Source organism: Pedobacter ghigonis, from assembly GCF_903166585.1.
Lineage (GTDB): Bacteria > Bacteroidota > Bacteroidia > Sphingobacteriales > Sphingobacteriaceae > Pedobacter > Pedobacter ghigonis.
Genome location: NZ_CAESCM010000001.1, coordinates 693611 through 716421, shown reverse-complemented (window position 1 = coordinate 716421; position 22811 = coordinate 693611). Strand labels below are relative to the sequence as shown.

General features: G+C 41.1%; 19 protein-coding genes. 10 read left to right on the top strand and 9 right to left on the bottom strand.

Annotated features, from left to right (window positions below; all coding sequences use genetic code 11):
* The first annotated feature begins 31 nt into the window (after positions 1–31).
* Together tsaD and HWV58_RS02795 are read left to right on the top strand one after the other, a co-directional pair.
* Positions 32–1033 carry a tRNA (adenosine(37)-N6)-threonylcarbamoyltransferase complex transferase subunit TsaD gene (gene tsaD, locus HWV58_RS02800; protein WP_175632602.1) on the top strand — a complete coding sequence of 334 codons (1002 nt, stop codon included), beginning with the start codon at positions 32–34 and terminating at the stop codon, positions 1031–1033.
* Between the two features lie 215 nt (positions 1034–1248).
* Positions 1249–1446 carry a hypothetical protein gene (locus HWV58_RS02795; protein WP_175632601.1) on the top strand — a complete coding sequence of 66 codons (198 nt, stop codon included), beginning with the start codon at positions 1249–1251 and terminating at the stop codon, positions 1444–1446.
* A gap of 95 nt (positions 1447–1541) precedes the next feature.
* Here the strand turns inward: HWV58_RS02795 and recA are convergent, their stop codons facing one another.
* The 3 genes from recA to HWV58_RS02780 form a co-directional block, all read right to left on the bottom strand.
* Positions 1542–2555 (bottom strand): recombinase RecA, encoded by a 1014-nt coding sequence (recA, locus tag HWV58_RS02790; RefSeq protein WP_175632709.1) that lies wholly within the window; start codon positions 2553–2555, stop codon positions 1542–1544.
* A 133-nt stretch (positions 2556–2688) separates the two neighbouring features.
* Positions 2689–3354 carry an endonuclease III gene (gene nth / locus HWV58_RS02785; RefSeq protein WP_175632600.1) on the bottom strand — a complete coding sequence of 222 codons (666 nt, stop codon included), beginning with the start codon at positions 3352–3354 and terminating at the stop codon, positions 2689–2691.
* 116 nt (positions 3355–3470) lie between these two features.
* On the bottom strand, positions 3471–4430 hold the full coding sequence (locus HWV58_RS02780; protein ID WP_175632599.1) for a hypothetical protein: 960 nt from the start codon (positions 4428–4430) through the stop codon (positions 3471–3473).
* A 206-nt stretch (positions 4431–4636) separates the two neighbouring features.
* On the opposite strand from HWV58_RS02780, the gene HWV58_RS02775 reads away from it, so the two are divergent.
* Positions 4637–5206, top strand: a complete 570-nt coding sequence (locus HWV58_RS02775) for a hypothetical protein (RefSeq protein ID WP_175632598.1) — start codon at positions 4637–4639, stop codon at positions 5204–5206.
* A 4-nt stretch (positions 5207–5210) separates the two neighbouring features.
* Positions 5211–5795, top strand: a complete 585-nt coding sequence (locus HWV58_RS02770) for a hypothetical protein (RefSeq protein ID WP_175632597.1) — start codon at positions 5211–5213, stop codon at positions 5793–5795.
* Here the strand turns inward: HWV58_RS02770 and HWV58_RS02765 are convergent.
* From HWV58_RS02765 to HWV58_RS02755, 3 genes are all read right to left on the bottom strand, one after another.
* Positions 5792–7003: an MFS transporter gene (locus HWV58_RS02765; protein WP_175632596.1), complete on the bottom strand. Its 1212-nt coding sequence runs from the start codon at positions 7001–7003 to the stop codon at positions 5792–5794. The genes HWV58_RS02770 and HWV58_RS02765 overlap by 4 nt on opposite strands.
* A gap of 243 nt (positions 7004–7246) precedes the next feature.
* On the bottom strand, positions 7247–7441 hold the full coding sequence (locus HWV58_RS02760; protein WP_175632595.1) for a hypothetical protein: 195 nt from the start codon (positions 7439–7441) through the stop codon (positions 7247–7249).
* An 85-nt stretch (positions 7442–7526) separates the two neighbouring features.
* A complete protein-coding gene (locus tag HWV58_RS02755) occupies positions 7527–8111 on the bottom strand; it encodes an RNA polymerase sigma factor (protein ID WP_175632594.1) in 585 nt (194 codons plus the stop codon).
* Positions 8112–8372: 261 nt separating this feature from the next.
* Here HWV58_RS02755 and uvrA point away from each other — a divergent pair, with 261 nt between their 5' ends.
* The 5 genes from uvrA to HWV58_RS02730 all read left to right on the top strand — a co-directional run bounded on the left by uvrA (position 8373) and on the right by HWV58_RS02730 (position 16254).
* Positions 8373–11186 carry an excinuclease ABC subunit UvrA gene (gene uvrA, locus HWV58_RS02750; protein WP_175632593.1) on the top strand — a complete coding sequence of 938 codons (2814 nt, stop codon included), beginning with the start codon at positions 8373–8375 and terminating at the stop codon, positions 11184–11186.
* Between the two features lie 50 nt (positions 11187–11236).
* The gene (locus HWV58_RS02745; protein WP_235972629.1) at positions 11237–11848 is read left to right on the top strand and encodes a LysE family transporter; all 612 of its coding nucleotides are present in this window, start codon (positions 11237–11239) and stop codon (positions 11846–11848) included.
* Positions 11849–12092: 244 nt separating this feature from the next.
* Positions 12093–12935 carry a metallophosphoesterase family protein gene (locus tag HWV58_RS02740; RefSeq protein ID WP_175632591.1) on the top strand — a complete coding sequence of 281 codons (843 nt, stop codon included), beginning with the start codon at positions 12093–12095 and terminating at the stop codon, positions 12933–12935.
* Positions 12936–12952: 17 nt separating this feature from the next.
* Positions 12953–13792 (top strand): hypothetical protein, encoded by an 840-nt coding sequence (locus tag HWV58_RS02735; protein WP_175632590.1) that lies wholly within the window; start codon positions 12953–12955, stop codon positions 13790–13792.
* A 20-nt stretch (positions 13793–13812) separates the two neighbouring features.
* On the top strand, positions 13813–16254 hold the full coding sequence (locus tag HWV58_RS02730; protein WP_175632589.1) for a bifunctional YncE family protein/alkaline phosphatase family protein: 2442 nt from the start codon (positions 13813–13815) through the stop codon (positions 16252–16254).
* A 129-nt stretch (positions 16255–16383) separates the two neighbouring features.
* Here HWV58_RS02730 and msrA read toward each other — a convergent pair whose 3' ends face one another.
* The 3 genes from msrA to HWV58_RS02715 all read right to left on the bottom strand — a co-directional run bounded on the left by msrA (position 16384) and on the right by HWV58_RS02715 (position 19217).
* Entirely contained in the window at positions 16384–16872 is a 489-nt protein-coding gene (gene msrA, locus HWV58_RS02725) for a peptide-methionine (S)-S-oxide reductase MsrA (protein ID WP_175632588.1), read from the bottom strand.
* Between the two features lie 217 nt (positions 16873–17089).
* Positions 17090–17965 carry a hypothetical protein gene (locus HWV58_RS02720; RefSeq protein ID WP_175632587.1) on the bottom strand — a complete coding sequence of 292 codons (876 nt, stop codon included), beginning with the start codon at positions 17963–17965 and terminating at the stop codon, positions 17090–17092.
* 4 nt (positions 17966–17969) lie between these two features.
* On the bottom strand, positions 17970–19217 hold the full coding sequence (locus HWV58_RS02715; protein WP_217706934.1) for a YdcF family protein: 1248 nt from the start codon (positions 19215–19217) through the stop codon (positions 17970–17972).
* A gap of 320 nt (positions 19218–19537) precedes the next feature.
* Here HWV58_RS02715 and HWV58_RS02710 point away from each other — a divergent pair, with 320 nt between their 5' ends.
* Entirely contained in the window at positions 19538–22807 is a 3270-nt protein-coding gene (locus tag HWV58_RS02710; RefSeq protein WP_175632586.1) for a SusC/RagA family TonB-linked outer membrane protein, read from the top strand.
* Positions 22808–22811: the final 4 nt, after the last annotated feature.

Here is a 22811-nt window from a genome sequence, read left to right as displayed (position 1 = left end):
TTAATAATTTTGCAGCTTAAATATTAATAATTTGTCTGTTATACTTGCTATCGAGTCCTCTTGCGATGATACTTCAGTTGCTATTTGTAACAACGGCAAAATTACTGCCAATGTTATTGCAAACCAAACAATTCATCAAAATTATGGTGGTGTAATCCCTGAATTAGCTTCGAGGGTACATCAACAAAATATTGTGCCCGCTGTGCAGCAGGCTTTAATCAATGCCAATGTTACAAAACAGGACATTACTGCCGTAGCTTTTACCCGTGGTCCAGGCCTTTTGGGTTCGCTTTTGGTTGGTGTTTCCTTTGCAAAGTCGTTCGCATTAGCCTTAAATATACCTTTAATTTCTGTCAATCACATGCATGCGCATATATTGGCGCATTTTATCGATGATCCTAAACCGAGTTTCCCTTTCTTGTGTTTAACCGTTTCGGGCGGGCATACACAGATCGTGCTGGTAAAGGATTATTTTGACATGGAAATTGTTGGCGAAACGCTGGATGATGCTGCCGGAGAAGCTTTCGATAAAACCGCTAAGCTGCTGGCCTTGCCATATCCTGGTGGACCGTTAATTGATAAACATGCTAAACTGGGTAATCCGCTGGCATTTAAATTTGCCGAGCCGCAAATACCGGAGTTGAATTTTAGCTTCAGTGGTTTTAAAACTTCTATCTTGTATTTTATCAGGAAACAGGAAAAGGAGAATCCTGATTTTATTGCCGAGCATTTGGATGATATCTGCGCGTCGGTACAGCACAGTATTGTACAGATTTTATTGAACAAGTTAAAGAAAGCGGCAAAACAGTACGGCATTAACGAAATTGCTATTGCAGGTGGTGTTTCGGCAAACTCGGGCTTGCGCAATGGTTTACAGGAAACGGCTGATGAGTTAGGCTGGAAAGTTTATGTGCCGGCATTTCAGTATTGTACCGATAATGCTGGTATGATTGCCATTGCAGGTTACCATAAGTTTTTGGCAAATGATTTTGTAGGACAGGAAGTATCGCCAATGGCGAGGATGGAATTTTAGAGGGGCATTGTTGGTTAACTGGTTAATTGTTTAAATCGGTTAACTGATTCGTAACTGCAAAGTGCCAATTGCAAATTGTTTATTGTTAACTGCAAACTGCCAACTGACTTTGTATCTTTGTGGTTAAATAAGAATAGCATAATTAAGAAGGGTAATTTAAATTACCAATTAAATATTCCGACTTCAGACCTCTGACTTCGGACTAATAAAACTATATGAGTGGAGCATCGTTAATATTTTGGATTGTTTGTGCGGTACCGTTAATTGGTCTTTTATACTGGTTAATCAGGAAGGATAAAAATAAACTTAAAGGCAGCTGGGGGGTAATTATACTTGGTGCTTTGGTTATTGCTGCATTACTGGTTATTGTTTATGTAACCAAAGATTTCAATGCTATTTTTAGTCAAAACTAAGCAAGGCATTCCTAAACCTTAATCCTTTAAAAAAAATGGCCTCCCGAACATGATTTGGGAGGCCATTTTTATGTTTTATTGAAGTGCCGGATGGCTTATTCTTCTACGAGTTTATCGCCGGTTACTTCGGCTTTAATTTTAGTTTCTAATTCTTCGGCTAACTCAGGGTTATCGCTCAACAACTGTTTTACTGCATCCCTGCCTTGTCCTAATTTGGTATCGCCGTACGAGAACCATGAACCTGCTTTTTTGATGATGCCAAAGTCTACACCCAAATCGATGATCTCACCGTTTTTAGAGATACCTTCGCCAAACATTACATCGAATTCTGCAATACGGAAAGGAGGCGCTACTTTATTTTTAACAATTTTAACTTTAACGCGGTTACCAGAAACTTCGTCAGAATCTTTAATCTGTGAGATACGACGGATATCTAAACGTACTGATGCGTAGAATTTCAAAGCGTTACCACCGGTAGTAGTTTCAGGGTTACCGAACATTACACCGATTTTATCACGTAACTGGTTGATGAAAATACAGCAACATCCTGTTTTGGCAATTGTTCCGGTTAATTTACGCAAAGCCTGACTCATTAAACGGGCATGTAAACCCATTTTACTGTCGCCCATTTCGCCTTCAATCTCGCTTTTAGGAACCAATGCAGCTACAGAGTCAATTACAATTACATCAATAGCGCCCGAACGGATCAGGTTGTCAGCAATTTCAAGTGCCTGCTCACCATTATCTGGTTGAGAGATTAAAAGGTTATCGGTATCTACACCTAATTTTTTTGCATAGAACTGATCGAAAGCATGCTCTGCATCGATAAATGCAGCAATACCACCTTTTTTCTGTGCTTCGGCAATAATATGGGTTGCTAAAGTGGTTTTACCAGAAGATTCCGGGCCATAAATTTCAATTACGCGACCTTTTGGAATACCGCCAATACCTAAAGCGATATCTAAACTGATTGATCCCGTTGAAATAAATTCTATGGCTTCAACGGCAGTATCGCCAAGTTTCATGATGGTGCCTTTACCATACGATTTTTCGAGCTTGTCTAAAGTAAGCTGAAGGGCTTTTAATTTATCTGGATTTGCGTTGCTCATTTCTTTTTTCATTACGGCGTAAATATAATCGATTATCGGCTAATATACTTGAATGTTGATATTTAAAATACTAATATATTTAGCTAAGGTAAATGTTTTTTGGCTAATGTCAATAGTAAATTGAAAATAATTTTTAAGCTTTTAGTTTGTCTCTTTCATTTTGGTCGGTTAGTCGTTCAAAATACCTGCACATGTAGGTGATTTCACAAACATCACATTTAGGGCTCCTGGCTACACAAACATAGCGTCCGTGCAGGATTAGCCAGTGATGGGCAATGTGGATATCGTGCTCAGGGAGGTTTTTAACGAGGTCTTTTTCTACCGCAAGCGGGGTTTTACCGTTGGTTAAGCCTAAACGGTTAGCCACCCGAAAAACATGTGTGTCTACTGCCATAGCCGGTGCATTATAAATCACCGATGCAATTACATTAGCGGTTTTGCGGCCAACGCCAGGCATTTTCTGCAAGTCATCAACGCCCGACGGTACTACATCGTTAAAATCATTCAGCAACATGTTGGCCATACCCACCAGGTGTTTGGCTTTGTTGTTCGGGTAACTGATGCTTCTGATGTAATCGAAAACAATATCAGGTGTAGCTTCTGCCAGTGCTTTGGCATTGGGAAAACGTTGAAACAGAGCAGGGGTAACCATATTTACCCGCTTATCGGTACATTGTGCAGAGAGGATCACAGCAACTAAAAGCTGGTACGGATTGTTGTAATGCAATTCGGTTTCGGCATCTGGCTGCTTGGCCGAAAAATGTTCTACAAAAAGTTTATAACGTTCTTTTTTAAGCATTGGCAAATATAAGAGATAAACTTGTTCGATAGCTCATCGGTAACTGCAAACTGTATGAGGTTAACCGGTTAATTGTTTAAATCGGTTAACTGACTCCTAAACCCCCAACTGGCCAACTATCCTCGACTAATCTCCTGTAGTAATTTATCGCACTCGGCGAAAGCATTGTACAAATATTTGTTGCGGTGCTTTTCTCCCTGACCGCTAAATGAAACTGATTTCATAATCAACCCCTGCATCCATTTTTTTGTTTGCAGGCAATACGATTGATCTTCCGTGCGTAAATAATTAAAAGTATTGAAACGGTTGTAGCAGGCCATGTGGTCTTTGAAATCGACCAGGTAAGCAATGCTGCCCAGCACATCGCAGTTGTACCAGTTAAAGGTATGGTTCGGGTCGATCGTTTTTTTACTGCCGATTGCATACATATTCATATCGGTAAGGCAATATTTTACCTGTTCTACAATTTTAACGGCCAGTTCAGGGTCGCTAAGGTGACCGGCTTCAAAGGCATACCTTATCTGTTCTAAGGTGCCTGTAATGGTATCTTTCGACCATATCTCTGTACTGGGTATTTCGAGATAAGTGCTATGCAGGGCTTTAGAAATTTCAATAATCTCGTCGGAAAGAAAATTTGAACTGAATGGTACTTCTATGTTGTTGGCGCTGTTTGCCCAGAAAAACAATTTGAAACTGGTAAGCTCCGGGTATTTGAAAAAATGGAACACCGGGATATCATCAGTAGTGATAGTAATGTGTTTTTGTTTACTGTTTTTAATGGTTTTGAGATTGTCGAGCAAATCTTTAAGGTAGTTAACCATGTTCAGGTCTTCGTTTACGCTCAGATAGCTAAAAGTAACCGACAAAGATTGTTTTGGACTATATATAAAAGGTACATTAAAGCAATCAGACAGTTTAATAATCTGCTGAAAGGTGAGGTTGCTGTCGCCCCTTATTTTTTTGTAAGCCTCATTTGTACTGATGCCCAGTTCCTCGGCTATACTCAGCGCCAGATTCTGATAATCGGGCAAAGCCGCTTTAATGGCTTCGAAGAATAATTCCTGCTGATTCTCCATAAAGATTAATATTTTGGTTTAATGCTCCTGTTTTTAATAATTAAATGGATTATTTCGTAGTGGTAATTTAATGATTATAATTTAATGATGGTAATGTGGATTACTGATTTTCCTTTAATGACATAATTTAATACGGCTGTAATCTTTAAGGTTAATTTGCGTTTACGTCGTGTTTTAGATTTGGTAAACATTTAAAGCTATATCAAATGAAAACAGTAATCTCAAATTTAAAATTCGCTTTATTGCTGGCAATTGTGTTGTGGAGTAATCTGCTTATGGCGCAAAGAAGTGTTGATAATTTCTTAAGCCCCATTGGGTTTGGTTTAGAATTCGGTGCGGCTACACTCGAAAAGCCTTTAATATCTGGTTTTGTCAGCTATAATAAGCCAGAATCGTATCTCAAATTTAAAATATCTTCTGTGTTGCAGGAAACGTATGAAGTGAATGTGAACGGGGAAGAGACAACTGTCCCTGGTTTTTCTGAGGTTGCACTGATACTAGGTAAAAGGATACAGATTAAGCCTAACCACCGTTTAGAGTTTGGTGGCGGAGTAGCCGTAATTGCTGATCTGAAAAAGTACGATCAATCGAATAGTGATAGTACCAGAGATAAGATTATTCAAAAAAATGCTGCGGGGCTTGTTGCTGAAGCGAGGTATATCTTTCGTTTTGTGGATGGCGTAGGCATTGCTCTATCGCTGAATGGTAATGCCAACAGGCAAAAAACTTTTGCTACTGCAGGGGTAGGTTTGGTATTTGGTTCGAGGTTATTTTAACAATATGCGAAAATCTATTTTAACATTGCTGCTTTTGGCGGTTACCACTTTGGTTTTCGCCCAACAAGATACCCTGCATCAAAAACATAAATTTTATTATGGTTTGGGTATTGGTTTTGGACCAGGGAGCGAAAGCGGTACATATGTGGATGTGTATTTATATCTGCAGCGTAAAGCCAATTATCTGGCGCTTAAGTCATCCGTAATGTCAGAATTTCAGATATACAGCTATGAGCCTGCACCAAGTGTTTCAGATTTGACCTTGATTTTAGGTAAAAGCTATACCCTTAATCGTTACGGTAACGTGCAATTGGGAGCTGGTCCTGCTTATACTGAGCGCATCTATCGTGGAGCCTTTTTGTACAATACCTGCAACTCTTTCTTTTGTTTGTTCGGTCGCGATGTATATGAAATTGTGAAACAACGTACCGTTGGCTTATCAGCAGAAGCCAGGTTTAATTTTATGGTCAGCAGCAGGTGGGCGCTCACTTTAGGCCTTAGTGCAAACGTTAATCAGGCCAAAAGCTTTTGTGGTGCCTGTATTGGACTTCGGTATGGGAGGCTTCGTGATCGTGTTGCAAAAAACTAATGCATCACTACAAATTGCTCTTCAGTTTCTTCTTCTTCGGCTGAAGTAGCTTTGGCTACCGGTTTACTGCTATTCCTTTTAATTAACCAGAAAGCGAAGAACGCGCCTACCAGGGCCATAGCAGCGCCAACATAAGCTGGAGAAGTATAATCGAAACCATATACCAGCGGAAGGCCACCAAAGAAAGCACCCAGGGCATTGCCAATGTTAAAGCTTGCCTGACTTGCGGATGCAGCCAGCATTTCGGAACCTTTGGCACTTTGGATCATGAGCATCTGAATGGGAGCAGCCAGAGAAAAGGATACTGCGCCGGTTACAAAAGTCATAATTAAAGCCAATGGCTGACTAGCAGAAACAAAATGCACAATGGTTAAGGTAACTACCATGGTGATTAATAATGCTGCAGATGCTTTTGCCGGCGAAAATTTATCGGCCAGCTTTCCGCCAATGTAATTTCCGAACATCATGCCTAAACCGGCAAGCATTAATATATAGGTTACAGCATTGGCCGAGAAATGGGCAACTTCTGTCATTAATGGCGCTATGTAGCTATACCAGGTAAATAAACCACCTGTTCCGATCGAAATCATGAAAATGATGATCCAGGCATCTCTTTTTTTGAAGAAACTCAATTCTGCTTTTAAATCGCGGTTTTTTGTAGCTTCTAAAGCAGGTAACCAAAGTTTTAAGCTCAATAAAGTAACCAGGCCAACAAATACTACTACGGCAAAAGATATGCGCCACGAGAAGTTATGCCCGATAAAAGTACCCAAAGGTACACCAACGATATTGGCAATGGTTAAGCCCATAAACATCAGCGAAACAGCTTGTGCAGCTTTTCCTTTTTCTGCAATTCTGCTGGCTACTACCGATCCCACGCCGAAAAATGCACCATGAGGTAATCCTGAAAGCAAGCGGGCTATAAATAAAGTATTAAAAGTAGGAGCGAAAGCCGAAAATGCATTGAAAACCGTAAACATCACCATTAGTGCAATTAATATCTTTTTTGGTGGATATTTACCTGCAATCATGATCAGTAAAGGTGCGCCAATTACTACACCCAATGCGTAGGCAGAAATTAAATGACCAGCTTCGGGGATGCTCACCCGTAAATCGGTTGCAATATCGGGTAGCAAACCCATCATTACGAATTCTGTGATGCCGATGCCTAAACCGCCTAAAGTGAGTGGGACTAAGTTTTTATTCATTGCGCTTAGTGTTAAAATTACACTATGTAAAGGTAGCGCTTTTTGTATTAAGGGATTGTAAAAATTAAGCCATTTGTAGGAGAGGTAAAAATGGAAGATGGATGAGGTAAGATGGGAGAAGTAGCATGGCAGATGGAAAAGGTAAGGGACTTGGAACTACCCGTCATCCATTCTACATCATCCATTATCCATAAAAAAAGGTTGCCCCACCCTGTGGAACAACCTTTTTAACTAGTGTAAATTTTATAACGACCTGCTGTAGGCTAAAATCTTGTTGATGGTTTCATCTTGGGGATTTTTAACCAGTATATCTAACTTACTTTTGATCTGATCATAAAATAAGTCGATTTCTGCGTCAGATTCCATATCCATTTTAGGCTGAAACATGTTCGGGGTTGGTAAATTTACATTGTTTTTTGATGTAGAGGTTTTTGTCATAAGCAAATTGCGATAAGTTTTATAAACTTAACGATAGTTCAGATGCTTTATTTCGACCCCTATAATATTTTATGTAACAATTACATTACCCTTTATAACTCACCTCCTTTGTTTTAAGCATTTTGCGCAGATTGCTCAATGCATAACGCATACGGCCAAGGGCAGTATTGATGCTCACATCGGTTAAATCGGCAATTTCCTTAAAACTTAAGTCGGCGTAATGACGCATTAAGAGTACTTCTTTCTGCTCGTCGGGCAATAAATGGATCATTGCCTTCAAATCTTTATGGGTTTGATCGCGGAGCATCCTGTCTTCTGCACTTTCGTCATAAAAATGTAGCATATTGAATACATCCATTCCATCAGAGCTGGTGATGATGGGTGTTCTTTTTTCTTTCCTGAAATAATCGATAACCAGGTTATGCGCAATACGCATTACCCATGGTAAAAACTTACCTTCCTCGTTATATCTTCCCGATCGCAGGGTGTTAATCACTTTTATAAAAGCATCCTGAAAAATATCCTCCGCCAGATATTGGTCCTTAACCAATAAGTAGATAGAAGTATAAATTTTACTTTTATGCCTTTTTAAAAGTTCCTGCAATCCATTCTCGTTCCCGGCAATATATACCTTTACCAGGTCCTGATCATTATATGATTGTAAATTCATAGGTTTACCTACACTAAATCCCGTACTGTTTGCTAAAAATTAATTTGTAGATGTATAATTTCTATAGCTTCTCTCCTATGTTTTTTGAAATGTGTTAGTTTGGTTCTGAGGTTGTTAATGTTCAAAGAAAGTTATTTTTTTATCAAAAAGCAAAAAATAAAATGTTAAAAAATAAATTAACCATCTCAGTACCCTATTTTTGTATCTTCTTAAAACCCAAATTACTTTGTTGGGTTTATACCTTTATATCCTTTACAATACATGAGCAAAAAAGAGGCCGAAAAAGATCCGCATAGAAATATTATTATAAAAGGTGCCCGTGTGCACAATCTTAAAAACATCGATGTGGCCATTCCAAAAAATAAACTGGTGGTGGTAACAGGCATGTCGGGCTCGGGTAAATCTTCGCTCGCATTCGATACTTTGTATGCTGAAGGGCAACGCCGGTATGTAGAAAGTTTATCATCTTACGCGCGCCAGTTTATGGGCCGGATGAATAAGCCCGATGTAGATTATATTAAAGGTATAGCACCAGCCATTGCCATCGAACAGAAGGTAATTACTTCAAACCCACGTTCAACGGTAGGTACCTCGACCGAGATTTACGACTACCTGAAGCTGCTTTTTTCGCGGATTGGTAAAACCATTTCTCCGGTTTCGGGCAGGGAGGTAAAAAAAGATTCGGTAAGCACCGTGGTAGATTATGTAAATGCCATGCCCGAAGATACTACGGTAACCATTTTCTGCCCACTTTATCCGCATAATAACCGCACCATTAAAGAAGAGCTGGCTATTTTATTGCAAAAAGGTTTTTTAAGGGTACGTTTCAACGATAAAATTGAAAAGATAGAAGGCATTTTAGATGATGCCGGTTTTAAGGATGTTGAACTAACTGACGATAAAACCGTTCAGATTCTGATTGACCGGATTGTAACCAACCAGGAAGAAGAAACTTTAAGCCGTCTGGCCGATTCGGCACAAACTGCCTTTTTTGAAGGTAAGGGCGATTGTTATGTAGAAGCCGAAGGCGAAACCAAACATTTTAGCGATCGCTTTGAACTTGATGGTATCCGTTTTGAAGAACCTACACCAAACTTTTTCTCTTTCAACAATCCTTACGGTGCCTGTAAACGCTGCGAAGGTTATGGAAATGTAATCGGGATTGATGAAGATCTGGTTATTCCGGATAAGAGCAAAAGTGTTTACGACAACGCCATCGCCCCATGGCGTGGCGAAAAAATGGGTGTTTGGCTACAAAATTTTGTAAAAGCCGCTCCTAAATTCGATTTCCCGATACACCGGCCCTATAGCGCTTTAACCGCAAAGGAGCAGCAGGTATTGTGGACGGGTAATAAATATTTTGAAGGATTGGATGCTTTTTTCAAAGAACTGGAAGAGCAAACTTATAAAATACAGTACCGGGTAATGCTATCGCGCTACCGCGGAAAAACAACCTGCCCTGATTGTAAGGGTTCGCGTCTGCGTAAAGATGCATCGTATGTTAAGATTGCAGAAAAATCGATTATCGATGTGGTTTTAATGCCGCTTTCAAAAGCCCTGGTTTTCTTTAACGAATTAAAATTAAGTGTAAACGATGCCAAAATAGCGAAACGTTTATTGGCCGAAATCGATAACCGTTTCCTGTATCTCAACAATGTTGGTTTGGGCTACCTCACCTTAAACCGTTTGTCGAATACCTTATCGGGCGGAGAATCGCAAAGGATAAACCTGGCAACTTCTTTGGGTAGTAGTTTGGTGGGGTCTATTTATGTGCTGGATGAACCGAGCATTGGTTTACACCCACGCGATACCAATAAATTAATTGAGGTTTTAATCTCGCTAAGAAATGTTGGCAATACTGTTTTAGTGGTAGAGCACGAAGAAGAGATGATGCGTGCAGCCGATCATATTATTGATATTGGTCCGGAGGCAGGTACACATGGAGGTAATCTGGTATTTAGCGGCGATTACGAAGCGATTTTAAAAGATAAAAACAGTTTAACAGGGCGCTATCTTGCAGGTTTGGAGAAAATCGCCATTCCTACACAGCGTCGCAAATGGAAAGACCATGTCCTGATTAAGGGCGCAAGGGAAAACAACCTGAAAAATATCGACGTTAAATTCCCGTTGGGCGTATTTACCGCTGTTAGCGGGGTTTCGGGCTCCGGAAAAACCAGTTTGGTTAAGAAGATTTTATATCCAGCGTTACAAAAAGCTATCGGAAATTATGCGGGTGAACAAACAGGCGCTTACGATGGTATTTTTGGTAATTACGATCTGGTAAGTGCTGTTGAATTGGTAGATCAAAACCCGATTGGCCGTTCGAGCCGTTCAAACCCGGTTACTTATGTGAAGGCCTGGGATGATATCCGTGCCTTGTTTTCGGGACTGGCTGCTGCAAAAGCCGCCGGACTTAAACCTGCAGCTTTCTCCTTTAACGTAGAAGGTGGCCGTTGCGATGTTTGTCAGGGTGAAGGTGAGGTGAAGATCGAAATGCAGTTCATGGCCGATATTTATCTGCCTTGCGAGGCTTGTAACGGTAAACGCTTTAAACAGCAGGTATTAGATGTAACCTATAAAGAAAAGAATGTTTCGGAAATTTTAGACATGACCATTGATGAAGCGGTTGATTTCTTTAAAGACGAACAAAAGATCCTGAATAAGTTGAATCCATTGGTTGATGTTGGTTTGGGTTATGTACACCTGGGGCAATCGTCAAACACTTTATCGGGTGGTGAGGCGCAGCGGATTAAGCTGGCTTCGTTCCTGATTAAGGGGAATAATGCCAATAAAACGGTATTTATTTTTGATGAGCCAACCACTGGTTTGCATTTCCATGATATTAAAAAACTCTTAAAAGCATTAAATACACTCATTGAACAAGGCAATACCATTTTGGTTATCGAACACAATATGGATATGATTAAATGTGCCGATTGGGTGATCGACATTGGCCCTGAAGGAGGCGATGGCGGCGGAAATGTGGTATTTGAAGGATTACCTGAAGACCTGGTTAAAGTAGAAAAGTCGTACACCGGAAAATATTTGGCTGCGCATTTAAATTTAAATCCATAATTTCGGCAATGCTTTTTCTAACGTTTTTCATAGGCATTATCCTTAACGCTATGGGGTACATCCCTCCTGGCAACATCAATCTCACTGTTGCACAGCTGGCCATCAACAAGGGTATGCGGCAGGTTTGGTATTTCATTTTGTCATTCTCTTGTGTAGAGGTGTTTTTTACTTTCGGCATGATGCGCTTTGCCAGATGGGCCATGAGCGATATCAACCCGAATGAGGCAGTTAGCGAAGTACGCCTGAGTACTTTGGTAGATTGCTTTATGATTGTGATGTTCCTGGTAATGGGTACAATTACCTGGAGAAACCGGAAAAAAGTGCCTAAAACCAGTAATAAAAAGGAAGATAAACGGAGTGGCAGTGTGCTTTACGGATTGATTTTAGGGGTATTAAATCCTGTTCAGATTCCATTCTGGTTATTTTTTGGTAACTACGTTATTCTACACCAGTGGATTGAAACGGACTACCTTTCGCTGGTGATTTTTAGTTTGGGTTCGGGTGTGGGCTCTACACTTGCACTTTATTTGTATGCACACTTTGCTACTTACATTCAGGAAAAATTTGCACTGAGCAGCTTAATTATTAATAAATCTATTGCCATATTTTTATTTGCACTGGCTGGATACTTAATGGTTAAACAAGCGATTGTTATTTTTTAAGATAAACTATGGTCTGCTAAACGCAGACCTTTTTTTTTGCTAGAGCTTAGTCACGGAGTCACGGTATACGCGGATTGTTTTTATAGGCTGGAAAATTCCTCGGCGAAATTTGTAGCCATAGCCCTTTGTTATAAAATTGATACAGTAATAGGCTGCGCTTAACCCAAACATAACATTAAATTTATGTTTAAGAAGTCCTGCCAAACTAATATTGGGGCTTTAATACAAAACATATTTCATGCCTATGTCTAACAGACGGTTTTTTCTAAAAAGTGGTCTGGCTGCTGCAGTAGTTGCAGGTTTATCGCCAGTTCTCCCTTCATTCGCTGAAGAAAACAGTATTCCAGCCAGCTCGGGCAAAGCTCCAAAACTTCGTTTTGCAATTGCTTCAGATGGTCATTACGGACAACCGGGAACCGAGTTTAAGTTGCACCACGAGAATATTGTTAAATGGCTTAACCAGTCGCATGAGCAAAACCCGCTGGATTTTGTAATTATCAACGGCGATCTGGTGCATGATAGGCCTGAATTGCTTAAGGAAGTTAAAAAAGATTATTATGATCGTTTAAAAGTTCCCTTTTATGCCGTTCCTGGTAATCACGACCATGCCGATACGCAACTTTGGAAATCGGTTTTTGGTTATGAAGATAACTTTGCTTTCGAAAAAAACGGTGTTGGTTTTGTTTTGGCGAATACATCCGATACTAAGGGAACATACCTGTGCCCGAACAACGATTTTTTAAAACGGGAACTGGATAAGTTTAAAGATTTAAAAACAGTGTTTGTAGTATTGCACATTCCACCACATTTTTGGGTGCCAGAGAGTCCTTTTGTAGAATGTCCAGATACGATTAAACTGTTGCACAGCTATGCCAATGTAAAGGCGGTATTTCATGGGCACGACCATAGCTTAGATGCCGTTTTTTATACCAATAAGCTGCCACATTTTTTCGATGCACATATCGGTGGCAATTGGGGTACGGCTTATAAAGGTTACCGGATTGTAGAGGTTGATGGAAATGATCAGATCAAAACTTTTCAGGTGAACGCAAGTGGATCGCCGTTATTGAATGAAACCAAATTATAAAGCTTCGGCATCTTAAAATGAAAAAAATATTCTTTGCAGCAATTCTTGCTGCATTTGCACTTCAGGGCTCGGCTCAGAATCAGGCAGCCGTTAATCCGGCATTAAAAACAGGTAGCGACGCGGCACAACCTTTTTTATTTACTATAAATACACTTACAGCCGAAAATCCGCGCTGGAATATCCATTATTCTGGTAGTTATGGCGAACGTACCAACGGACAGTTTGGTTATGATGGTTTAGGACAGCAATTTGGCGTAAAAGGTTATTTAGGTAGCCGCTTAACACTCTATGCTACTGCAGCCCTGGGTTTTGCCAATGGCGGGGGAGTTGCTTCAGCAGAACAGGCCGAGGTAATCAGAGATTTAATCGGTGGCAAGGGCATTTCAGGCTTTAGGTTGGGTGCAGGTTTGGGCTTAAGCCGCGACTGGTCTAATACCGGATCGGCCATAAGCCGGATTACGGCTGCATTCGATCGTACCAACTGGCGGATGGCTGGTAATTTGCGATTTGAAAAAGCCTTTGATAAAACCCGGGATAAGCTCGATTTTATCACCAGCATCGGTTTTCAACACCGTGTTTCAAATGTATTATACTTAGGTTTCGAAGCCCTTGGGCAAGATTTGGAAGGTTTCTGGGAAAAAGATGAAGCAGAAGGAGGGGCGAAATTGTTAATTGGTCCATCCATTAATCTTGAACCCAACCACAGTAAACTTTCGTTTTCTATTTCCGGAGGCCCGGTATTTTATGCTACTCGGAGCCAGGTTACCTCGCCTGCAGCGATACGCGAAATAGGCAACGTAGCCTCAGGCAACGGCTATAGCATCAGGGCTTTGGTTAATTTTAATCTCCACCGGTAATTTTTCCTATTCATAAAACAATGAAAAAATCATATATCCTTATTCTTTTTACCTTTTTGCTGGTACAAAAAGGCTTTGCGCAATGGCCCGGTAAAAACGAAACCACGCAACAGATTTTACTGCCCAATGGCTGGAAATTAAGTCCCGCGGGACATGCTGTACAACTGGGTGATTTACCTTTAAACATGCAGCTAAGTGCTTCTGGTAAATATCTGGCCATTACCAATAATGGTCAGAGTACACAATCGCTCCAGCTGATCGATCCCAAAACCGAACAAATTATCGACGAGAAGGTACTGGCTAAATCATGGTACGGAATTGCCTTCAGTAAAGATGAAAAACACCTGTATGCCTCGGGCGGTAACGACAACTGGATTCTGGATTTCAATATTGTAAACAATAAGCTGGGCAAAAGCGATACGATTGTTCTGGGCGCGGTATGGCCAAAGGGCAAAATATGCCCTGCCGGAATTGTAGTAAACAAAAATAACAGCAAACTATTCACTGTTACCAAAGAAGACAGCGCATTGTATATTATCGACCTGGCAGCGAAAAAAATACTAAAGCGCGTTCAGCTCCCGGCCATTGCCTACAGCTGCGCATTGGCAGCCGATGAACGTAAATTGTATGTTTCGCTTTGGGGTGGAAAAGCGGTGGCCGTTGTTGATTTGTTAACTGAAAGCATTAGCCAGAACATCCCGGTTGGCGATCATCCAAATGAGCTTTTGCTCAACAAAAAGGGGAATATTCTGTATATTGCCAATGCAAACGACAATACGGTTTCGGTAGTTAATACGCTTACCAATAAAGTAATCGAAACCATTTCTACAACACTCTATGCCACACAATTAACCGGTTCGACCACTAATGGCCTGGCTTTGAGCAATAATGAAAAAACCTTATACATTGCCAATGCCGATAACAATTGTCTGGCGGTTTTCGATGTGAGTAGTCCTGGGGTGAGCCAGAGCCAGGGTTTTATACCTGTAGGCTGGTACCCAACCAGTGTTAAGGTTTTAGGTACAAAAATTTTAGTAACCAATGGTAAAGGCAATACTTCTATGGCTAACCCGAAAGGGCCACAACCGGTTTCGAAGGTTGATAACAGCGATTATCATATGGGAAGTACCGCCAATAGCCGGTTGCAGTACATTGCCGGGCTGTTTAAAGGTACTTTATCTTTTATCGAAGCACCAAAACCAGAGCAGTTAAAAATATATACCAAGCAGGTTTATGCCAATACCCCTTTCAACGATAAAAGAACAATAGTGGCTGATGGCGAGGCTGGAAATCCAATTCCGAGAAAGCAAGGTGAAAAATCGCCCATCAAACATGTATTCTACATTATTAAAGAAAACAGGACTTATGATCAGGTTTTAGGTGACATTAAAAAAGGCAATGGTGATTCTACATTAACCCTTTTCGGAAGAAAAGTAACCCCCAACCAGCATGCTTTGGCCGAAAATTATGTGTTGCTTGATAATTTTTATGTCGATGCTGAGGTAAGTGCCGATGGGCACAACTGGAGTATGGCTGCATATGCAACCGATGTGGTAGAAAAAACCTGGCCCACCAGCTACGGTGCCCGGGGTGGCAGTACAACTTTCGAAGGTGGCCGGCCTGTTACGTATCCGAAAGGAGGATTTATCTGGGATTATTGCCAAAGAGCCGGAATAAGTTACCGCAGTTATGGCGAATTTGGTGCGTATAGTAAAGCCAATATTAAATCGTTGCAAGGGCACATGTGTCCGGCTTCTCCGGGCTTTGATATGGATATTAAAGACCAAGTGAGGGTAGATGCTTGGGAGCACGATTTCGATTCGCTACTGGTTGCGGGTGCTGTACCACAGTTTAGTACGTTACGCATTTCTAACGACCATACCAGTGGACAGAAAAAAGGTAAATATTCGCCTCAGGCTGCGGTTGCAGATAACGATTTAGCTGTCGGACGTATTATTGAACATCTTTCGCACAGTAAAGTGTGGAATGAATCTGTTGTATTTATTTTGGAAGATGATGCGCAAAACGGGCCAGACCATGTAGATGCACACCGTTCGCCAGCTTATGTAATTGGTCCTTATGTAAAAAGAAATGCGGTAGTGCATACCATGTATTCTACTTCAGGTTTTTTGCGTACCATGGAGTTGATTTTAGGATTGCCACCCATGAGCCAGTACGATGCTGGGGCCATGCCTTTGTACGAATGCTTTACAGCGAAGCCTGATTTTACACCTTATAACGTATTGCAACCCCTCATCGATTTGGATACTCGTAACGTAGCGGTTAACGAAAGCAGCAGACGATCAGAATTTTTCAATTTTGCAAAAGAAGATTCGGCACCGGATTTAGATTTGAATGAAGTGGTATGGAAATCGGTTAAGGGCGAGCACTCGGTAATGCCAGCACCAAAACGAAGCGCTTTTGTTATTCTCGAAAAGAAGAAAAAAGACGACGATGATTAATGCAAACAAAAAGGCAATTTTCGATGAGAAAATTGCCTTTTTAGTATGATCATGGCTGCCAGGAGTAATCCTAATGCTTTAGCGATCGTTGTAAGATTGCTTCGTTTCTCGCAATGACGATTTATTTATTTACAGTTTCCAATCAGGTCTTTCGAAATGGCAGGTATAACCATAAGGGTTTTTCTGTAAATAATCCTGATGTTCTTCTTCTGCATTCCAGAAATCAGTTTCGGGTACCACTTCAGTTACTACTTTTCCAGGCCATATGCCCGATGCATCCATTTCGGCAATTAGTGTTTTTGCAGTTTCTTCCTGTGCTGCATTGGCAAAAAATATGGCCGAGCGGTAAGAAGTGCCTAAATCATTCCCTTGTCTGTTCCGTGTTGTTGGATCGTGGATCTGGAAAAAATACTCTAGTAATTTACGGTATGATAAAATTGTTGGATCAAAAGTAATTTCAATGCCTTCGGCATGGGTTCCGTGATTCCGGTAAGTAGCATTCGGCACATCACCTCCGGTATATCCAACTACAGTCGAAATTACACCTGGGTAATGGCGAAACAGTTCTTCTACTCCCCAAAAGCAACCGCCAGCAAGAATGGCTTTTTCAGTATTCATATAACTCTCCTTTTTGTATTGAATAAAGATACGGCGAAGATGTGTAAAAGGAAAGTAAATAAGACGGGATGCTGACTATGGGGTCTGCGACGGTCGGTGATGACACCGACCGCTAGGGTTAGCTCTTGATTGTTTTATCTATCCATCGGCGCCTCCACCAACCGAGCGGGTGTTGTGCTATATCTTATCCATAGAGACAGCCAGTACAGTCAGCGCGTTATTTGTTCCAGCTAAAATCCATAAAACTTACATTGTTTTTGCGCGAAGAGCTCACCGCAATACCTTTACCGGCATCATCAGTAAAAGTAAAACCTTCCAGTTCATCGGGTTTATCAGTATCTATTACACTTAAAACCGACTCGCGCCCGGTAGCAATTGATTTTTCCAGATCGAGGAATGTTAACCGCCATTTTCTTCCCTCAACCTGGTTTTGAATCAATACCAATATACCTTTACTTTCTATCCAGTGCAGGTTTTGCACCCATGGCGAGCAGGTAAATTTTTGAACTACCACATCACTTTCGCTGGTTTTGGTGGCTTTGGCTAATGCATGGGGATCTAATAAGCGAACCTTATTGCTCTTGTTACCGTAATCGGCAGTAGCAACATACCATTTGCCTTTGTATTTTACATATTCGGGCCTGGTACCCTGTATGCAGGCATCATCGTCGATTGTTTTTACCAGGTTACCATCCAATGTCCCGGTTCTTAAAAATCCATCCCAGTTAATGCAGTTAATCACCGCTTTCCACAAGGTTCCGGCTTCATTTTGCCTTACCGAATTACCCACAAAAGTAGGTAAGCCTTTACGGTAGGCAATTCCGGTGGGATGCTTGATCGTATTTTCGCCTTTTACGGTAAAACGGTATTCTTTATGCTGATAGATTAACGAATCTTTTTGGAGCTTGTACTGGCGCATTACACCCACCTCACGATCGCCATACAGGAAATAGCTGCCATTCTGGTACGCAATACCCTGACAGGCACCCAGCGAATCTACCGTAATATTTTTAGTGATTTTGCCATCAGTTGTGGTGTTTCTGGCGACAAAAAACATCACCAGCAGCAATAATATCGGGTTTAAAGTTTTCATTGGCTTAAGGATCTAAAGGTTCGTCAAAATCTATTTGCAGCGATGTGGTATTCGGGTAAAATTCCGATTCGGTATCGCTTAAACGTTTGCCGTTTTTGTATGGGTAATAACCAAGTTCTTTTTTACACCTTTCAAGTAGTATGGTGGTAATGTAAAAGCTCTGCGATTTTATTGTACTAACCAATGCAGGCCGATCAACCGGCATACCATACCTGAACATCAACCTCACACAGTTGCGCATATTAGTGGTGGTGTGGCGGGCATGGGGTTCCATAATAATGGCACTTTCTGGTATATTCAGGGTTTCCATTAAAAATTTTTTCATTTCGAAGGCTTCGCTGAATTTGGTTTTATAGGGGTGAACGCGTCCGCCCGATACCACAATAAAGGGTGCCTGGCCTTTCTGGTATTGTATAGCCGCTAACCGGCAGCGGATCATTCCCCCGGCACTTAGGGCGGTTTCTTTATCTTCAGGACCCTCACCCGGAACCAGGATTACGGTATAAGGATATTTCTTCCAATCGGTTTTTTTGATCTGGTTAATGGCTGGCTGGTTTACCCCGCTAACCATCGGTTCATAATCGGCCGCATCATTTCTTTCGTTTAGTTCTAAAGCGATAAGCGCAAAATTTAAAGCAGGTTGGAAAAAGAGTTCGTTTTCAGGTTGCAGAGCCAATGAAACATTAGCTGCTGTAAGCCCTGCATACGCTTTATCTTTTAAGCTGAAACTAATCGAATCAATTTTGGGATAATTGGGTTTGTTGCCCTCCACATATACGCCGATGGCATAATTTAAAGCATTCGCATCTTGTTCCCAGGCTTTAAGCAGCAAGTTTTTGGGTGATTGGCCGGCATACAAAGCATAGCAGCCAGAAGGGATGAGGTGATTACTTACCACTTTTCCGAGCGCATTATTTTCATTGTAGCTGTTGCTTAACTCCTCACCAATGGCTTTAATTTCTTCGGCACTAAATTTTAAAGCCTGAGCGTAACATCCTATATCTGCATTGCAGGTTTTTAAAGCTTCGTTGGCTTGAGTTCTTTTGGCATCGGCAATTTTTTTAAGCACGCTGTTTTCTTTCAGCATTGTATTAAGCGCAGGCAATTGTTTAAAAAGCGTAAGCAAGTAATAATTTTTGTACTGTACAGCATTATTGCTTTTTATTAACTGGTAGGCTTGAAGGGGTTTATCCTGGGCCTGTAAACCTTGCCAAAGCAGGCAGGCTATAAAAAAGGGATAGAAGACTTTCATTAAAAATTTTATCACAAAATAAAGCTTTGGCTATTAAAAAAACATTAAGCAGATGTTACCGCTTTACGAATTAATAAAACGGTTTAGTAACGTCGCTATTAGATTTAATGTAAACTTAAAATAGCACAAAGATCTTTGCATAGAGTTAACACAGCGGATACATAGTGTTAAAAGTACACCTCTACTTTTGTCGCCGTAGAACGCTCAGGAAATTAGTTGTTAACCTTTAAGGATAAGCCTATGTAAATGCCAGATCTACATATCTGCCCAAAAACACAAACCCCAATACTATTTAAAAATCTATTACTAAGCACAAAAAGATGACATCATTTTTTTTTACCGCATGCATGAAAAATGCCTGCAGGAAATTGCTTTTGCCTGTTGGTCTGTTAGCTGTATGCAGCCCGGCCGCCATGGCAGTAAGCAATGCCAAATTAGTTTCTGCTACTGAGCTCAACAACCGTTTTGCTACCATTAGCGGAACTGTAACCGACGAAAAGGGGCAACCACTGCCTGGCGTTAGCGTTTACGATAAACAAACCAAAAAAACAACTTCGACAGATGGTAACGGAAAATTCATAATAGAGGCCGGCAATGGCGCTACCCTTGTTTTTTCTTTTGTTGGTTTCGATACGCAGGAAGTTATCATATCGGGCAATAAAGCCATTAATATTAAACTTAAAGAAAGCAGCAATACATTAAATGAGGTTGTGGCCATCGGTTATCAAAAGATCAGAAAATCGGATGTTACCGGTGCCATCAGCAGTGTAAAAGCCAGCGAATTAAACTTAACTTCGCCTACAGTGGGCCAGGCTTTGGTGGGTAAAGTTGCAGGTGTACAAGTATCGCAAACCAGTGGTGCACCTTATTCGGGTACTAAAATCAGGGTGAGGGGTATTGGTTCTATTAATGCCAGTTCCGATCCATTGTACGTAATTGATGGTTATCCGGCTGGCAATAACGTAGCCATTAATCCGGAGGATATCGAAACCATCGATATTTTGAAAGATGCGGCTTCTGCAGCCATCTACGGTTCAAGAGCATCGGGTGGGGTAGTGTTAATTACCACCAAAAGAGGTAAAGATGGTAAGGGCCGTTTCGAATACGATGTTCAGGGCGGCATTTCTCAACTGGCCAAAAAAGTGAAATTGCTCGATGCCAATCAGTTTATTCAGCTATTGATAGATGGCCGCAATAACGCCTATAAAGATTTATGGGTAAATGCCGGTAAAACCTGGAACGATGCCATGTATAGCGATAACAATGCTACGCGAATTGCCAATGTAGGTAACGGGAGCAGTGTGAGCATACCTGCCGATCTTTATAATTTTAGTACTCAACAGGCTATTCCTGCTGCTTACAACACCGATTGGCAGGACGAATTATACCGCAACGCGGCTTTTCAGCGCCATAACCTTTCATTCTCTGGAGGCAACAAAGATGTAAAATACTTTTTAAGTGGTGGTTATCAGAATAACGATGGTATCGTAACCAATACCAACCAGAAAGTAATCAACTTTAGGGGAAATATAGATGGAAATGTGAGTGAGCGTTTACATGTTGGTGCCAACATTTCTTATACCCAAAACAATAACCGCGAGGTGCGGGAAGGTAGGTACGATTTAAGTCCGATGATGTCGGCCCTGATTTATTTACCTTACTTGCCAGCCCGAGATGCTAACGGAAACCCGATCCAGTTTGGAATGGGGGCTTTGGCGTCGCAATACGGAATCCAGAATCCCGAAAATCCATTGGCTACCGTAGAGCAGCTAAAAATTACCAGAAAAGGCGATAGAAGTACCTATAATGCCAATGCCACTTATAAAATTATAGATGGCCTTGATTTTAAAGCAAACTTAGGTACACAAACCTACAGCGAAAAATACGATTTCTACCTGCCAACCAGTTTAAGTAACGGGAACAACAGGCCATACTCTAACGAATCGATAGCTGCGGCTACAGCTGTTGCACAAAATCTGAAACAGATAGACCAACTGGCGGAGTTTACTTTAAACTACAACAAAACCTTTGGCAAGCATAAGCTTGATGTATTGGCCGGGTATTCTGCTCAGAAAACAACCAGCGATTTAATTAAAGTATCGGCAAAAGGTTTTCAAAACGATAATATAGGTGAGATAACCGATAAAGGTGCCGATGCCAGTTTCTTTGCTTTGGATGCAGCTTCTAAAACTGCCAATACCTTGCTATCGTATTTCGGCCGTTTCAGTTATAACTATGCCGGTAAATACTTTTTAACCGGTTCGTTCCGTCGAGATGGTTCATCGAGGTTTGGCCCTTTAAACAGGTATGGTAATTTCCCTTCTGTTGCTGCAGGCTGGAACCTTTCTGACGAAGATTTTTATAAAGATTTCTTAGGCGAGCGTTCTACCGTAAAATTAAGGGCAAGCTGGGGCTTAAGTGGTAACAACAATATCCCTAATTACAGAACTGCACAGGAAATGAGTGCACCAGGTGGGGTTGTTTTTGGTAACGCCATTTCTACAGCCATTTGGCCAAATGCCATTCAGGATCCTAAATTAGGCTGGGAATCTACCTCACAATATAACTTTGGTACCGATATCGGCTTGTTCAATAACCGTTTAAACATTATCGCCAATTATTATTTAAGTTATTCGTACAACCTGTTGTTTAACCAGCCTATTTCGGCAGTTTCGGGTACCTCTTCTATTTTAACCAACCTGGCCGATAGTAAAATCAGAAACAAAGGTTTCGATGTGCAGATTGATGGCCGCATTATCCAGAACCAGGATTTTACGTTCGGTTTAAGTGGAAATATTGCCGTTAACCGTAACAAAGTATTAAATATGGGAGGTGCAAGTACCATTTTAACCAATGGTGCAGAACGTTCGTATTTAACACACATTACACAAGAGGGACAGCCTGTTGGTATGTTCTACGGGTTTAAAGTACTGGGCAGAATTACTGCCGATAACTTAGGTAAAGTTGCGCCATCGGCTGCATCAACCAATCCGGCGAAAATTGGTGATTTGTATTTTCAGGATACCGATGGAAACGGCATTGTTAACGATGCTGACAAAACCGTAATTGGCACACCATACCCTAAATTTACTTATGGTTTCGCTTTAAATACCTCTTATAAAACATTCGATTTAAGGGCATCTTTTAATGGTTCATACGGTAACCAGGTGTTAGACGGACAGGATTATTACCTGTACAACTTTGAAGGTTCGGGCAACCAGTATGTAGATGTGGCCGATCGTTACAGAAACGAAGCCAACCCGGGCAGTGGCTTAAACTACCGTCCATCGCGCGCGGGTACACAAAGTAACTCTACACGTTTATCATCGTTCTACATTCAGGATGGTTCTTATTTCAGATGTACCAACATAACCCTGGGCTATTCTTTCCCTAAATCGCTTGCCAATGCCATTAAAGTAAGTAATATCCGTATTTACGCCAGCGTAGATAATGCCTTTACCATAACCGATTACAAAGGTTATAACCCTGAGGTAGATTACAGCGGTGGTTCTAACCTAACACCGGGGGTTGATTATGGTAATTATCCACTAGCCAGAGCTTACAACCTGGGTGTTAAACTTACTTTTTAGAATT